11 protein-coding genes are annotated in these 15,023 nt (G+C 55.7%); 7 read left to right on the top strand and 4 right to left on the bottom strand.

The window, feature by feature from the left end:
- Genes ATO10_RS07750 through ATO10_RS07740 form a run of 3 tightly spaced genes read left to right on the top strand, consistent with a single transcriptional unit; the run spans position 1 to position 3,902 of the window.
- On the top strand, positions 1-768 hold the full coding sequence (locus tag ATO10_RS07750) for a hypothetical protein (RefSeq protein WP_035250112.1): 768 nt from the start codon (positions 1-3) through the stop codon (positions 766-768).
- Between the two features lie 31 nt (positions 769-799).
- The gene (locus ATO10_RS07745) at positions 800-2,614 is read left to right on the top strand and encodes a glycosyltransferase family 2 protein (RefSeq protein WP_081806460.1); all 1,815 of its coding nucleotides are present in this window, start codon (positions 800-802) and stop codon (positions 2,612-2,614) included.
- Positions 2,589-3,902, top strand: coding sequence for a DUF3131 domain-containing protein (locus tag ATO10_RS07740; RefSeq protein WP_051598021.1), 1,314 nt, complete (start codon positions 2,589-2,591; stop codon positions 3,900-3,902). Before ATO10_RS07745 ends, ATO10_RS07740 begins: the two co-directional genes overlap by 26 nt.
- Before the next feature lie 59 nt (positions 3,903-3,961).
- On the opposite strand, the gene ATO10_RS07735 is transcribed toward ATO10_RS07740, so the two are convergent.
- The 4 genes from ATO10_RS07735 to ATO10_RS07720 all read right to left on the bottom strand — a co-directional run bounded on the left by ATO10_RS07735 (position 3,962) and on the right by ATO10_RS07720 (position 9,000).
- Complete coding sequence (locus ATO10_RS07735) at positions 3,962-5,041, bottom strand: peptidoglycan-binding domain-containing protein (RefSeq protein WP_081806459.1); 1,080 nt, start codon at positions 5,039-5,041, stop codon at positions 3,962-3,964.
- 104 nt (positions 5,042-5,145) lie between these two features.
- Positions 5,146-5,859 (bottom strand): hypothetical protein, encoded by a 714-nt coding sequence (locus ATO10_RS07730; protein ID WP_155886719.1) that lies wholly within the window; start codon positions 5,857-5,859, stop codon positions 5,146-5,148.
- A gap of 79 nt (positions 5,860-5,938) precedes the next feature.
- The gene (locus tag ATO10_RS07725) at positions 5,939-6,934 is read right to left on the bottom strand and encodes a hypothetical protein (RefSeq protein WP_155886718.1); all 996 of its coding nucleotides are present in this window, start codon (positions 6,932-6,934) and stop codon (positions 5,939-5,941) included.
- 422 nt (positions 6,935-7,356) lie between these two features.
- Complete coding sequence (locus ATO10_RS07720) at positions 7,357-9,000, bottom strand: DUF3131 domain-containing protein (RefSeq protein ID WP_238323430.1); 1,644 nt, start codon at positions 8,998-9,000, stop codon at positions 7,357-7,359.
- 385 nt (positions 9,001-9,385) lie between these two features.
- On the opposite strand from ATO10_RS07720, the gene ATO10_RS07715 reads away from it, so the two are divergent.
- From ATO10_RS07715 to ATO10_RS07700, 4 genes are all read left to right on the top strand, one after another.
- Complete coding sequence (locus tag ATO10_RS07715; RefSeq protein ID WP_162174087.1) at positions 9,386-11,188, top strand: ATP-binding cassette domain-containing protein; 1,803 nt, start codon at positions 9,386-9,388, stop codon at positions 11,186-11,188.
- Positions 11,169-12,434 carry an HlyD family secretion protein gene (locus tag ATO10_RS07710; protein WP_035250100.1) on the top strand — a complete coding sequence of 422 codons (1,266 nt, stop codon included), beginning with the start codon at positions 11,169-11,171 and terminating at the stop codon, positions 12,432-12,434. The genes ATO10_RS07715 and ATO10_RS07710 overlap by 20 nt, the downstream gene beginning before the upstream one ends.
- 65 nt (positions 12,435-12,499) lie before the next feature.
- A complete protein-coding gene (locus ATO10_RS07705; protein ID WP_051598020.1) occupies positions 12,500-13,675 on the top strand; it encodes a capsular polysaccharide export protein, LipB/KpsS family in 1,176 nt (391 codons plus the stop codon).
- A 39-nt stretch (positions 13,676-13,714) separates the two neighbouring features.
- The gene (locus tag ATO10_RS07700) at positions 13,715-14,737 is read left to right on the top strand and encodes an aspartate-semialdehyde dehydrogenase (RefSeq protein ID WP_035250099.1); all 1,023 of its coding nucleotides are present in this window, start codon (positions 13,715-13,717) and stop codon (positions 14,735-14,737) included.
- Positions 14,738-15,023 lie beyond the last annotated feature (286 nt).

Genomic DNA, 15,023 nt, shown 5'->3' with positions numbered 1-15,023 from the left:
ATGGTACGATTTATTCAAATAGTTTTCCTGTTAACGGTTCTCAGTGGCTCGGCAGTAGAGGCGCAGAGCGGCGATCGGTTTTGGATACTTTGGGAGAAGTTCCAATATGCGGGCGAGGGGTGCCCGAATGGCCCCAACTGTCTGGTCCGGCGCAACTTTACCAGCCGTTTGTTCCCGGATGTGGAGCTGTCTTCAATCTATCGGCTTTTTGGTCTGATGGACGGAAGCGCCCTTGCAGAGGGCCGCCTTTCAGAGCACCCGGACGCCCCGCGTATATGCCAGCACAACGATGCGGAGGTGGTGCTGGGTTTTGACCCAGAAGCGCTCCCAAAATCTGAAAAAATAGAGGCTCTGAGGGGGCTTAAGGGGGTTTCGTTTAATCTGACTAAGCTGAAGGCCCCACCCGGCGCGCGCAATGATTTTGGGCCCTCTTTGCAGAAAGCTTTTGAGGCACGGTTTCGGGCGGCTGGGTTGAAAATTTTGACCCCAGAGCAAGCAAAACGAACCCCAGGGCAACCTGAGCTTGCGGTTTTCTTTGCCTACACCGATCCGGATGGGCATTGCGAATACACATATTCGGTCTTCGCGAGTCTGTCGCAAACTGTGCTTCTGACCCGGGACTTGAGGATCAAGATATCCGCTGGGGTATGGGCGTATTCAACCAAACCGCCCGCCGGGGACGCGCACGGATCGGAATATGACTCGATCCTGAAAATCGCGGACGCGCTGGTGAAAGACTATTTAAGCGTGAACCCAAAAAGTCAGTAAATCCGCCTTAATTTGATAGCTCGGAACTTCTATGCGAAACGATTACTTCACAAGATATGACGGGGTCGAACCTCCCGATTTTACCCCCATGAGCAAGCGGCGCACGTTGGTCTGGCAAGGTTTGGCGGGGGCCACGGTTGGCTTAGGCCTTTGGTATCTGCAATGGCGATGGACCCAGTCCCTGAACCCGGATGCACTGACGTTTTCCATTGTGGTCGCGCTGGTTGAAACACTCTTTTTTATCGGCACTTTGATATTTTACTTCGATATTTGGCAAGAGCAGGACACGCCTGCCAAGCCAGCCCCGCAAACCCGCAAAGATGCGGCGCTGGACGATACCGACGATCCCATCTCCGTTGACATTTTTCTAACGACGTTTGATGAGGCGCCCGAAGTCGTTGAACCGTCGATCACCGATGCCCAAGCGCTGCGACATCCGGCTGGCGTCAGGATAAAGATTCATGTGCTGGATGATGGCAACCGGCCCGAGTTTGCGCAGATGTCAGAGCGTTTGGGGGTCAACTACATATCGCGCAACAATAACCTTGGGTTCAAAGCGGGCAATCTGCGAAACGCCCTTTTCCAGACAAGTGGCGACTTTGTCGTAATTCTTGATGCCGACACCCGGGTGTTTCCCGGCCTTCTGGAAAACACGCTTGGATATTTCCGTGACCCAAAGGTTGCCTGGGTGCAAACGCCGCATTGGTTCTATGACATCCCACAAGGGCAGGAGTGGGGGGCTTGGCTACACGCCAAGTTTGGTGCCAGGGCGGGTTGGTTGGCCAAGCCGTTGAAAATGGTGAGCGGTATGGAGCATGTAGGTCGGGACCCGTTTTTGTCGGATCCGGCACTATTCTTCGACGTGATTCAACGGCGCCGAAACAGGCATGGGGCGTCTTTTTGCTGTGGCGCTGGCTCTATTCATCGCCGCGAAGCTGTGTTCCGAGCGGCTCTGTGCCGAAAAGGCGAGGACCTTTCCAAGCTCAGCGCGCGACTGACCTGTGCAGCGCCGAACGCCGCCGTTGAACTGCAACCGTTCAGATTTCATGTGTCCGAGGACATCTATACATCCATGTTGTTGCAAAGCGACGCGCAGGCGGGCTGGAAATCTGTTTACCATCCGCAGGTCGAGTGTCGCATGCTATCGCCCTGGAGTCTGAAGGCATGGGCGACCCAACGTTTGAAATACGCCGGCGGCACCTTCGATATTATGTTGCATGACAACCCGCTTAGGCACCGTGGGATGCCCTGGCAGACCAAGCTGCATTACGCCGCAACGTTCTGGTCTTACTTATCGGCTCTTTGGGCGCCCGTTTTGTTGCTGGCTCCAGCAATTTCTTTGTTCACCGGTATGGCGCCTGTCGCGGCTTACTCCGTCGATTTTTTCTCGCATTTCCTGCCGGTTCTGCTGGTCGGCGAACTCGCGATGCTGGCGGCGTGCAAAACCCACAATATTCATGCCGGAAGATTGTCGGCCCTTGCCACTTTACCGATCCAACTTCGTGCACTTTGGCTTGTTCTTCTGGGGCGCAAGCCCAAGTTTCCGACCACGCCGAAGACGCCAATCCTTTCGGACGGGCTCCGATTTGTCGCTCCAAATATCGCATTGCTTTTGGTCATGCTTGCCGCCGCAGTTTATGGCGGTCTTGCCACCTTTCAGCATTGGCCAGGTCACAGCGTTTCGCTTCTTGTCGTGAACCTGTTCTGGCTCGGTTGGAACGCCCTGGCCGTCGGGCGGTTCGTTCTGAGTGTTCTGTGGAACCCCCAAACCGAGCTGTCTGTCAATTCTCATCCCATTCCCCAAGAAGGAGAGCTCCCCAATGCCCTCTCAGGTAAAACCGTCTAACAACCGGTCCAGCTATGCTTTCATGTTTGGTCTTGTCGCGGCCGCGGGATTTGCCGTCGCGACGGATGGGTGGGGCCGTTTTATGGCCAGCACCAGCCATATCGCGGTGCAATCCCTGGGTGAGGCCAGGCATGTCCCAACGGCGCCGCGTGAACTGACCGCGCAGGACATGGCGGATGCCCGGGTGGCATGGCGCTATTTTGAACAAAACACGCGCCCGGAGACGGGTTTGGTGGATTCCGTGGCGGGGTTCCCCTCGGGGACATTGTGGGATCAGGGATCTTACTTGTTTGCCCTGCTCAGCGCCAAAGAGTTGGGGCTAATCAGTGGCTATCAGTTCGATAAACGTGTCAGCGCCTTTCTTGACACGATGGCAGTATTGCCGCTGTTCGATGGCGTTTTGCCAAACAAGGCCTACAACACAATCACCGGTGAGATGGTGGATTACGACAATACCGTATCGGACCGCGGAGTCGGTTGGTCGGCGCTTGATATCGCGCGGCTGTTGACCGCATTTCGTGTGTTGGAGCGCCGCGCGCCGGAGTATGGCGCGCAAGTGCGGGCTGCACTGTCAAACTGGCAGCTTGAAAAGATGGCGACAGCCGGGAGCCTGACAGGGGCCGCATTAGAAGGCGAGGCGACGGTATACCCCCAAGAAGGCCGGATCGGGTATGAGCAATACGCCGCAAGGGCCGCCGCGATGTGGGGGCTAGATGTGTCATCAGCGATCTCGGCCTCTGCGATTATGGATTGGCAGCAGATTGAAGGCGTAGATGTTCCGATCGACAGGCGCAGCTCCTCGGCTTTTCGCGCGATCACGCCAACGTTGAGCGAGCCTTATCTGCTTCTTGGCTTAGAGATGGGATTGGACAGCGAGGCCCAGATTCTGGCGTCTCGGGTCTATGATGCGCAATGGCGCAGGTATCGCGAGACGGGCAAGCTCACCATGGTATCAGAAGATCACATCAATCAGGCACCGTACTTTTTGTACTCCTCCGTCTTCAGCAATGGCAACGAATGGGCGGTGGTAAGCGAAGATGGCACGCAATTTGATGCGCTGCGCACTGTCAGCCTGAAGGCGGTGTTTGGTTGGGACGCGCTCTATGACAACGAATATACGGGGATGCTGCGCGACACGCTCAGCCATTTGGCCAGCTCAGGCGGGTGGATGGCGGGCGAGTTTGAGGTGGATGGGCAGAAAAATGATGTGTTGGCGTTGAACACCAACGGCATCGTTCTGGAGGCTATCCATTTCATGGCGCATGGCCCGCTATGGCAAACGAACTAGTTCTCTGGGAGTGACCCTTCAGGACAAGGCCCAAACGCTGCAATGACGGCGTTTGGGCCTTACTCTTTTTGGGACGTGTTGGTTGGGTCTACTTTTGCTGTTTTCGCGGCGAGACGTTTGCGCAGCCGCTGCAGTAGGTCGAAGTCTACGATACCGTTGGGCAAAAGTTTTTCATCTGCCTGAAACTTGCTGATTGACGCACGGGTTTGCGCCCCAAGCATGTTGTCGACTGTGCCGTCATAATAGCCCAAGGCCATCAGCAATGTTTGCGCTTCGGCTATGTTCTGGCTTTCAAGCGTGTTTTCAAACTTGCGCTCACGGTTCTGTTCAGCCTTTGCATCAGTTTGGGGTAAGCTCAGGCAGGACCAGTAGGGCACACCTGAATGCCGCCCCAAAAGCTCAATAAGGCCAAGCTCGATCAAATTGCGCACCGCTTGGCTTTCGCTTTCAACACGATTGATTTCGAGAGAGATGCCCAGATCGGACAGATCTATCAAGCCGCTGGCACCTGCGCCAAATCCCCTTTCGATGACAATCATGGAATTTGCGACAGATGCCCCGGGCAGCACCCGCCGGCTTGGGAAAGCGACCAGATGCATGTCCACCGAAACCACAGACAGTTTGCGATAAGGGCCAAACTTGGCCCCGGTCAGGCCTTTTGACGTCCCGGATGCAGCCTCCCAATCGACATCCAGCGAGTCGTCGGTGACCGAGGAATCCAATTGGCTGATGGAGCCTCGAATGTAGTATTGCGGGCTGATATCGTCATCGCGGGTTAGCTGGAGCTGCAGCAAACCGCCATCTTTATAGATTGCCTGATCGAGGAACTGATACGCCTGACTTCTTGCATTCATCTGGCTCAGCGCGTTGATCAGCATGTCATCCGCCCCGACATCTATTTCTCGTGTTTCATCAGGAATGTCAGTTGACGAGACGAGGACCCGTGGTCGTTTGGCTTGGATAAACAGCGCATCCATGCAGCGCAAAGAGTCGCTAAACGATGTGAAGTTGCGCGCGGGCCGTGTGTTGGGCTGCGCGATAGACGGAGCAAAGCTCGCAGGGGGCGCCACGCAACCAGACAACGCAACGCAGATAACGGCCCCGGAGATTGGTTTGGCGTAACGTTTGACAAGTGACATGTTCTACATCCTCACACTCTTACTTGTTCTGAAATACAGACCTGCGATTAAAAACAGGTGAAACCACCCAGAGGTGTCTGAAAAAATACATATAAAACAGTAGACTATTCGAGGGTCGGGCTGGTGGTCGCGTATTGTTCAATGTGCTGCCCCATTCCGGAAATGATCGGAAGTACCAGCCCGTTCTGAGCGCGTATCGACATCTGCGCCTGCGGCTTTATCGCGGGCAGAAAGATGACTGGCGGAGCCTCGTGAAACTTCTGGATTTCTTCAAAACGTTGGAGCACCGGGGGGGCGTTTTCTTGCGCGACCGCCGAATCTGTTTGGAGAGAGCGCCCCGATCGCTGACGTATTTCATTCACCGCGGTGTCCAAGCCCCAGGTTTGCAACAGCAAAAGGGGTTCACCCTGTCGTTGCACGACCAAGTGTGCGCCATCTTGGGATAGCAATCGAATGTCAGAGCCAGCAAGCGGCTCAGACGGCCGATGCGGGAGGTCTTTCGAAAGGCGACCGTTCAGGACCGATAAGCGTTCTGGTGCGGTGTTTTTGAGAGCCAGATGCGGCCGGGCGTTTGAATCAAGGAAAACCACCATAATAGAGGATGTTGCCAGGCACAAAGCCCCCTCGTCCAAGCATTGAATCGTCCAGAGCGGCGCGTGATCAGTAGTTTGAATTGGTTCGGCCGCAAGGCAATTCGCAGCCGAAATCAGGCTTGATGTAATCAAGACAGTTAGAAGACCCCAGAGGGACCTTTTATCGACGCTGGCTTTGCCTGAAATAACGGTTTCTCCTTCAAAGTGACCGGTTTGATTAGACACCCGATGCCGCATTTGAAGGAGCAATTAATATTTGCAATTTAGCACAAAGCACTGTGCCATAGGGGCTGGATTTGCGGCCTCATTGCTGGCCGGAAAATGCGGACTTAAAGTAGTCCGACAGAAGCTGATACTCCTCTGGGCTCGCAGAAGGGGCTTGCACCGACGTCGCAATTGGCGCTTCTGGCGGCGTTTCCGTCGCAACTGCAGGGGTATTCAGCTCGGCTTCCAGCTCGGCCAAAATCTCGGAAACGATATCTTGTTTGACGGCCTGGCCCATGGATTTTGGGAACACAGGGGCCTCTGGCGCCATATACCCTTGGGCGCTTTCTTGGGGGCGAGTTTCCGCAAGCTCCATGATCATCAAAGCGGTTTCAGCGTCCAAGCCGATTTCACTCATCAAATACTCCAAACGCCGCGCCTGTTGCGAAGGTTCGTTTGGATAGGCGGTTTGCGTCATCGGCTGCTCAGCTGCGGGAGGGTGAACGGGCAATTGATTTGCGGCTTGGCGCAGCGTTTCTATGTCCGCAAGAATTTGGTCAGTTGTGGCTTGCAGTTCAAGGATGTGTGTCTCGACCTCGCTTAGATTCGAGGAGGGCTGTGCCATTGATCCCGGTGCGATTGGTGCGGCAGCGGCGGGTGGAATAGCCTGTTCTGCATTCTTAGCCAGTAAGAGTTCGCGCAAGACTTTGAGCTCCCCTTTCACTTCAGCAACTTCGGCTGGGGCGGCTGCATTTGCAGTCTGGAGGCCCGGGGCGGCGCCTTGAGACGGAAAGTACTGGGGTTGTGGCATCGGAGAATTCCATTCAGAAACCTGAGTCATGTTACCGTTTTGAGTATCTCCAAGCGCGTTGGGGACGGGCCAGCCTCGCGGCAGTACCGAATAGTCCTGACGGGCAACGATCCAGCGCAGGTAGGCGGACACAGGCATGAATCCATTGAGCGAAACGCGGTTTACCTCGTTTTCGCCTCGACGAATGATAAGTTCCCCCCCCGTGGACAGGAGGTTTTCAAGTTGAACATCCAAGGGTTGAAGAATGCGCTCAGGCACTTGGATTTCAGAGACGCCTTCGGACACGAAAAACGTGTCGCCGCTGGCGACATCGTCCAGCTTTAGCTGAAGTTGCCCGCGGGTGTTCAGGATCAACGACAAAGGTCCTTTTCGCCCCATACAGGAAAAAGTCCGAGGTCGGCAGATTACCTCGAAAACGTCGGTGTCCAACCGCGGAGTTGATGAAAACCGGGCGTATCCATCCGGGTCAAAGCGGAAGTACACCCCCTCGACCAATCCTTCCTGAAACGTCGGCCAGCCGAAAGCGCCACGCAAGGATTGGCGCGCCTCCCTTGCGCCAATCGCAAAAGGAATTGATGTATCCAGGATCGCATTTTCGGACGCGAAAGCGGCTGGGTTTTGAGTGGCTTGGGTTTGCGCCGCGCATGTGGTCCCTAAGGCCAGCAAAACTGCGACTGCTGTGGTGGTAATTTTATGTGCGTAGGTCATCAGAAGTCAGCCTCCTTTTGGACTGAGTGTCGAAGTGCGGGCAGCCAGTCGTCTTTTTGAGGGGGGTCAGGGTATTTTCGCCGCTCACGCGTATCTTGGTCGCGGAAGGCCGTGTACCAGACCTCGGTATCGCCGGTGTATGGGGTCAAGATGGTGCCTTGCACCTTGTGCAACAGCGAAGTCAGGATGATGCCATTGTTGTTGGCCGTGTAGATTGCGACTCGCCCCTGACCGCGTTCGTAAAGCCCTTCGAACATACCATTCTCTGGATCGTAAAGTTCGATAATGGCCTCGTAGAGTACATCTGTGTATTCAGTGTCCCACAGCGCCCAAAGGCCTAAGGCTGCCTTTGCGGCGACGGCCGCATGGTCGGGCACATAGTCGCCTCGGGGGGTTACGGTGTTCCATGGGTACCCGTCAGAGAAAATCGTATCATAGGTGAAGTACGGAGGACCTTTGACGTTGTGTTCAGAACGCGCGGTCATGAACCCTGTGCGGCGCCAGCGGTTCTCCTGGACTTCGTATATCCGGTCGGCGAATTCAGCGCGCCAGCCGTCTGTGTTAAGCCAGTCCGGGCTGGAGTCGTCATGTGGCAGGTCAAACCCCAATTCCAACCCATCTTGTAGGTAAGATTCTGTGACGACATAGTTTTGCGAGTGAAATATACGCGGGTCGCGCCCGTCGTATGGCACCTGAACGCCATAGATCGATGCCGTCAGAAACGGTTCTGCGCGATGGGCCAGGCGGGGCTTGAACCCCCATAGGGCAAAGCCCTTCGCGGCGTACTCTTCATACCCCAGCCGCCCTTCCTGAGCATACACTGTCTCGCCGGTTTCCTTGTCGACGTAGGATCCGAACATCAGCCCTTCTTCGTCGATAATGTTCTTGAAGTCCCACTTCAGCATGACTGAATCGACGGTGTTACCCAAATGCGGGTACCGGTTTTTCACGATTCGCATCCATACAAGGAAGCGGCCGATATCGAGCGCGGAAAAGCCGATTTCTCCGGGCTTGTTGGTATAGTCTACCTTGGCACCCGTCTTGGTATGGTACACTTTGTTCGGCATCTCTTTGCGGAAAAGTTCCAGCCCTTTGATGGTTGTCAAAAGCTGGGTCATACGGCGATCAAACTCGGGCTTTTCGATCAGGCAGATTTCGTAGGCCGCGACCATACCGGCGATATAGGACGCGGTGTCCCAAAGTGTCGTGGACGGGTAGTTCCCGACCGAATTTGCCAGCCCGGTAGATTCTTGCGTAAATTTTTCAAAATAGTGCCACGCCACTTTCGCCGCGCGCATCTCTCGCTCATTCAGGAACCCCCGACGGGCACGATACTTCCGGACATATGCGTTGCGCGGTGTGTAGCCCGCAGGCTGTTCAAGACCACGATCAATCGTCTCAAAGTAGTCAGGGGGCATTTCGCACATACGAGGCGGTTTCTCGCGCCGTTTCTGGTCGAATACGACGCTTGTTGTTGCACTTGGCAGGTTGCCCCGCATCAAGGCTGGGATCTGATCCAATTCGCCCCCGGCGATGATGGGAATGATCTCTTCTTCTTGAGCCAAGAACAGTGTTCTGGCCGCGGTACTTACAGAGTAGGCGGCGCCAGCCAATAGCGTTACGGTCGACACAAACACTATCATGCCAAAGCCTGCTGTTTTGCGCGATTGTCCGGTTTCTATTGTCATATCCTGCCCATCGTTAAACTGGCGTTCGGTTCCCTTCATAGACTGGGTAAAGTTAACAAACAGAGAAGGCGGAAAATTTAGTTTCCTATAGAAAACAAGGTTTTATTAACAATGCGTCCGTATGAAATGAGATGTTGAATTATCTCGGGGCTGACATGCGATGCAGCATAACAAGGATCTAAAAGCAGAATTTGCGAAACCCGCAAATCAGGGTGACCCCTTCGAAATTTCTGGGGCGCCCGACGTTCGAATGCGGGATCGCGGGATACCGAAGTGGGCCTTCCCGCTGTCGATGTTCTTCTCCTTTGGAATAAGCGCATGCATGATTGGCCTATCGGTTATGGCTGTATTTCTACACTCGCTTGCCGCCCGTCCTGGAGAGGACCTTCTGGCACCGATTCTGGCCGCCGTTGCAGTCGTGCCGGCTTTGGGTGTTCTTGTGCTGGAATATACCCATGCCAAGTCCCTTGCGGGCTATAGATATGCGCGTGAGCGAAGTTCAGTGATTGCGCGAGCTGTCACCGCAGGGGTCGTCTTTCTGGTATTGGAGTTTTTACATCCACTTTTGGGCCTTGCCATCCCGCTGGGCGCACTACTGGCCTGGGCTGCGACTGCTGGTTTCTATCGTTTTTCGAAACCCGAAAGCCCGTGGGATTTCTTGCCAGAGGAAGCCGTGTCCATCCTATCCGGGCGGGACGAATCAGGTCGGCGTATGGCGCGCGACCGCCGCCGTGACATTGGGCTGTTACGGAGCTTTTTAACCGCTATCACCTGGTTCAGCATGGTCATCGCCATGACTGTGGCAAGTTGGCTAACGGCGCAAGAGGTCCTGAGCAATGCAGCCATCGCAGCGGTTGGTCTGATTGTATTCTGGAGCGTGGGTGCCTTTGCCGCCTTTGCTGAACAACGATTTGCCGGGGACCCCTTGCTGACTGCTCAGGCGGCTTCTGTGACATCCATGCCCGCGCGCGACAATGATGATGAGATGGAAGATACAACCGGCCTGATCGTACGCGGCTTGACGGTGAAGACCACTGATGGTGAGGCATTGCTATCAGACATTTCGTTCCAGGCTGCGCCCGGGTCTGTGATTGGGATCGCCGGAGGCCCGGGAGCGGGAAAATCGCTGTTGATGCAGGCTCTGGCCAACCCCTATGATATGGCCGGGCTGCATATTGAGGGGCGCGTTGCCTATCATGGCGCCGAACTTTGGTCGCGCAGTACAGCTGAGCAGTCGATCCCAGCGCTTTACCTGCCCCCGCAACCTTTGCTGGTTCCCGCCAGTGGTCTGGACAACCTGACTTGCTTTCAATCCGGTCTGATCGAAGAACGTAGCCGCCGGGTGCTCGAACAGCTGGTATTTGCTGCAGATGCAGTCGATGAAATTGTCGAGAAACCGGATGCCCGGCAACTGTCGACGACAGAACAAAAAGCTCTGGCATTTGCCCGTGGTTTTATTCTGTCGCCAGGCATATTTCTCATCGATCGCCCAGAAGATGGCGCATCCGAAAAGCTTATCAGTGCTGTTTCGCGACGCATCCAGCAAGAGCGCCGCGCAGGAAGATGTTTCCTGTTGATCACCGAAAACCGGTTGCTGCTGGAGCAATGTGACAAGCTCTTGATGCTTCAGGGCGGGCGCATGGTTGATTTCGGGGCCGCACAGGAAATTCGTGAACGTCAATCTTCGGGTTGGGCACGCTTCGTAGGCGCAAGGGCTCTGGAAACCGAAGAAAACCTTGAGAGTTGGATTCGGTCTCATTTCCGGCGGGATGGAGATGATGCCAACCGGCGCAATGCGTGTTCTGTTGCCGCTGAGTTGCTGGCGTTCTCCTGCCAAAGCACAACGATGGGAATTGGTCAAAGCGTTACCTTCGAGTTTAAGCACTTTGAGGGATACTGTCTGATCAAGATGACCGACCTGGATGTTCCCGTATCGACCGGTCAGTTGCAGCGCGCGCAAGAAGAGGCGGAGGCCACTGGAACCAACTGGCGCATTTCACCGCTTGCCGCCGTGATGCGGGCCTGTGTGTCTGTAGATGCCAGCATTGAAATGGATCACCGTACGATACTTGCCAAACTGGAAACCTACGACCCTCGTAAGAACGCCAAAGAGGCAGGACCCGATGTCGCGAACCAAACTTGAATACGCGCCGACAAGCCCCCTGGGCTGGCGGCCGGTGTTTTGGGTCGTTGCCGCCGGGATGATGCTTTTAACCATGTTCATGGGCCTGCGTTGGGGCATCGACCAGGTAAATGTACCAAGAACGGACCTGTTCGCAGGAACATTGCGGCCAGAACGCGAGAGGGCGGTGGTGCATCTGCCAGCGGAGGTCCCGTTGTTGTCGGTATTGGTCGAACCGGGGGAAGAGGTGCGCAAGGGGCAGACTGTTGCCTTATTGGACCAAGCAGCTATCGAAAGCCGCCTGTTGCAAATAGATCGACAAATTAAGTCGAACGCCATTTTCCGCGAGTGCTTGCTAGCCCCGTCAGGATTTGCCTTTGATCCGGGCGTGGACCAAGGCTTCGACTCGGAAACTCAATTATTGATCCGTGAAGGAATAGATACCTGCCAGAGCACACTTGAGCGGTATGAAACCCGGGTGAATCGCATGGATGATGTTCGGGACTTGTTGCGTAAACGGCTGTCATTGCTAGAGAAAAATCTGACGCTGGTTCTGCAGCAAGAAGATGCTGCTGAACCACAGGCACATCAGGCCTTGGAGATTGCGTTACAGAAGAATCGTTTGCACGAACGGCTCGCGCAGTTGGATGCTGAACAGCTTGATGCACGTGAAACCTATGATGAAGATCGGCGAACCCAGCAGACCAGCGCGGCAGAATTGGTGGCACAGCTTCGACACCAACGCGCCGTGTTGACCCGATTTAAGGAGGCTCCACGCCTGACGGCGCCGCAGAAAGGGACGGTTGCGCGCGTGCGCCCACTTCTGGCCGGAAACGCCTACAGCGAGTCTGAAGACTTGATAGAGTTGCACGATGAACGACAATCGTCCTTTGAGGCCGAATTCGTCGTTACATTGCAGCAAGCACACGCGATGTCAGAAGGTATGCGCGTGTCGCTGAACTTGCTGGGGTACCGCGAGGATGGGCCCATCCTGAGAGGGACGGTTGCTGCCATGCAGACGGACCCAGATGGGAAACAGGTGCTTGCGCAGGTGGCTTTGGATGCCGAGAGCTTGGAGAGGCTTGCGGACCCGGCCGGGGGGATCGCGCTGAAAGGGCGCAGCACGGCATCGGCCATCAGTGTGTCACTGGCCGATCAGAGCTTGGCAGAGGCATTGCAGAACGCTGTGTTTCAAACCGTTCCCACCCCGCTCTACCAAGATTTCCCGGCGCGTTTCAGACAATTGTTTATGGACCATGCTCTTTAGGCATTAAGGGTCTTTGAAACTCTGGACGGCAATCGCTACTGTGCGGCGATGTTTCGGGGGTTCTGATGATCGCGTATCTGGCTGGTTGGTCAAAGAAGAAGGATGGCGTGTTCCGCTCTGTGGGGAATGCAGATGTCGGGAAGCCTCGCCGATTGCCATTCATTGGCTTGTCTATGCGTCACTTCGCTGAGAGTGCGGCGCGGACCAGAGAGGCGCTGGCCGTCGCGAAGAAAAAGCCGCGTACCGCTTTCGGTAAGTGGCTTAAGTATCGTTTGATTTGGGCACAGTATAATTGGTCACGACGCTACTTTTCCAAACATCCTGACGCGCTGGCAATGTGCTGGAACGGTTTGACGGGGTCGCGACGTGCGTTCATGGCGGGGGCAAGGGATGCCGGGGCCGCGCGTCTCTTTGCTGAACTTGCGCCTTTCCCGGGGCGGGTCACCTTGGACCATAGCGGCGTAAATGCTCAAAACAGCCTGCCGCGAGAGGCGTCTTTCTATACCGACTGGGCTGGGCAGTCGGCGGAACGACGGGCAGAGGGATGGCGCACACTTGGTGAAAGCCTGACCGCGCGTGCATCACGCCGCTCGGATGTCGGCCAAGGTGGAGAGCTGCCCAAAGACGTTGGTAACTTTCTGTTCTGCCCATTGCAGGTACCCAATGACAGCCAGATCACCCTGTTTGCCGACTGGGTTCAATCGGTCGAAGGGATGCTGGACGCGCTGGCCCAGGCCGCTAAGCACCTTCCGAACGGGTGGCACATTCGTATCAAAGAACACCCGTCTGCCAAGTCGTCTCTTGCTGTGGCCTTGTCCAAGGCGCTGGCCAAGGCCGGGCCGCGCTTGATTGTTGACAACCAAACCGACACTTTCGCGCAGGTCGCTGCCGGGCGTGGGGTGATAACCATCAACTCTTCGGTGGGGCTGCAGGCGTTCTTTCACGACAAACCGGTCATTACCCTTGGCGAAGCGTTTTTTGCGATCCCGGGTTTGGTGACGCCGGTTGGCAATCCGGAGGATCTTGCACGCACCTGTGCGCAGGTCGAATCGCTTTGGTATGATCCAGATTTGCGCGCCGCTTTCATGAATTATCTTGATCAGGTCTATTACCCAAAAGTGATCGAAGCGGCGGATGGGGCTTGGATTGTTGATGAAAGTGATGCGCGGCGGAAACTGGCGCAGGCGCGCGAGGCCGCCAAAGCAACACCCCCCCTTTCGCAACCCGGGGCTTTGCGCTAAAGCAACGCGCCATGTCATTCTGACGTTAGGAGAGCCGAAATGGGCTATAAAGTCGCCGTCGTCGGCGCCACGGGTAACGTGGGCCGAGAAATGCTGAACATCCTGGCTGAACGCCAGTTCCCGGTGGATAAGATCACCGCACTTGCCTCGCGTCGTTCGCTAGGCACCGAAGTCAGCTTTGGCGACACCACCCTGACCACCGAGGATCTGGAGCAGTTTGACTTCAGCGGCTGGGACATTGCCCTGTTTGCTATTGGGTCTGATGCCACCAAGGTATACGCGCCCAAGGCGGCGGCTGCTGGATGTGTCGTGATCGATAACAGTTCGCTCTATCGCTATGATCCGGACGTGCCGCTGATCGTGCCTGAATGCAACGCCGAAGCCGTTGAAGGTTACAGCGCGCGCAATATCATCGCGAACCCCAACTGCTCGACTGCGCAGATGGTTGTGGCGCTGAAGCCGCTGCATGAACGCGCCAAGATCAAGCGCGTCGTGGTTAGCACCTATCAGTCGGTTTCTGGCTCGGGCAAAGATGCCATCGACGAGCTGTGGAACCAGACCAAGGGCATGTACGTGCCGGGCCAAGAGGTCGAGCCGAGCGTTTACCCCAAGCAGATCGCGTTTAACGTGATCCCGCATATCGACAAGTTCATGGAAGATGGCACCACCAAGGAAGAGTGGAAGATGGTCGTCGAAACCAAGAAAATCGTCGATCCGTCGATCAAGGTTACCGCCACCTGTGTGCGCGTGCCGGTTTTCGTCGGCCACTCGGAATCGATCAACATCGAGTTTGAAGAGTTCCTGGACGAAGATGAAGCGCGCGATATTCTGCGCGAGGCCCCCGGTATTCTGGTGGTCGATAAGCGCGAAGATGGCGGTTATGCGACTCCGGTTGAAAGCGTTGGCGACTACGCGACCTATATCAGCCGCATCCGTCAAGACAGCACCATCGACAATGGTCTGAACCTGTGGTGTGTGTCTGACAACCTGCGCAAAGGGGCTGCTCTGAACGCAGTGCAGATTGCTGAAACCCTGATCAACCGTGTGCTGTCCAAAAGATAAGCTGTTGTTATTTATTGGAAAAGGCGGTCTTTGGGGCCGCCTTTTCTTTTGCGCTATCGGTGCCCTCTGCGGCCTTTGTACCCAACCAAGGGTTTCACAAACCTGTCGCAGTCACCCGTTACAATTATGTCATCACTGTGTGATGCGAAGGGCGCTACACCAACTGGTCCGCGCGCATGCCCCGGCAAGATCGTGCGAATTTGCGAGGCATTCGAAGAACTTTGCGGCTGTGTTGAAACTCTTTGTTCAACCAGCCGCGGGATGATCGCCAGACGTGGGGGCGCGG

It is taken from the genome of Actibacterium atlanticum, assembly GCF_000671395.1.
In the GTDB taxonomy this organism is placed as follows: domain Bacteria; phylum Pseudomonadota; class Alphaproteobacteria; order Rhodobacterales; family Rhodobacteraceae; genus Actibacterium_D; species Actibacterium_D atlanticum.
This window is presented reverse-complemented; position numbering and strand designations above follow the sequence as displayed.

Coding starts and splice junctions, on each gene's coding strand:
- ATO10_RS07740 (WP_051598021.1), top strand. CDS start 2,589: ATGCCCTCTCAGGTAAAACCGTCTAACAACCGGTCCAGCTATGCTTTC.
- ATO10_RS07710 (WP_035250100.1), top strand. CDS start 11,169: ATGTCGCGAACCAAACTTGAATACGCGCCGACAAGCCCCCTGGGCTGG.
- ATO10_RS07700 (WP_035250099.1), top strand. CDS start 13,715: ATGGGCTATAAAGTCGCCGTCGTCGGCGCCACGGGTAACGTGGGCCGA.
- ATO10_RS07750 (WP_035250112.1), top strand. CDS start 1: ATGGTACGATTTATTCAAATAGTTTTCCTGTTAACGGTTCTCAGTGGC.
- ATO10_RS07745 (WP_081806460.1), top strand. CDS start 800: ATGCGAAACGATTACTTCACAAGATATGACGGGGTCGAACCTCCCGAT.
- ATO10_RS07705 (WP_051598020.1), top strand. CDS start 12,500: ATGATCGCGTATCTGGCTGGTTGGTCAAAGAAGAAGGATGGCGTGTTC.
- ATO10_RS07735 (WP_081806459.1), bottom strand. CDS start 5,041: ATGTCACTTGTCAAACGTTACGCCAAACCAATCTCCGGGGCCGTTATC.
- ATO10_RS07720 (WP_238323430.1), bottom strand. CDS start 9,000: ATGATAGTGTTTGTGTCGACCGTAACGCTATTGGCTGGCGCCGCCTAC.
- ATO10_RS07715 (WP_162174087.1), top strand. CDS start 9,386: ATGGCTGTATTTCTACACTCGCTTGCCGCCCGTCCTGGAGAGGACCTT.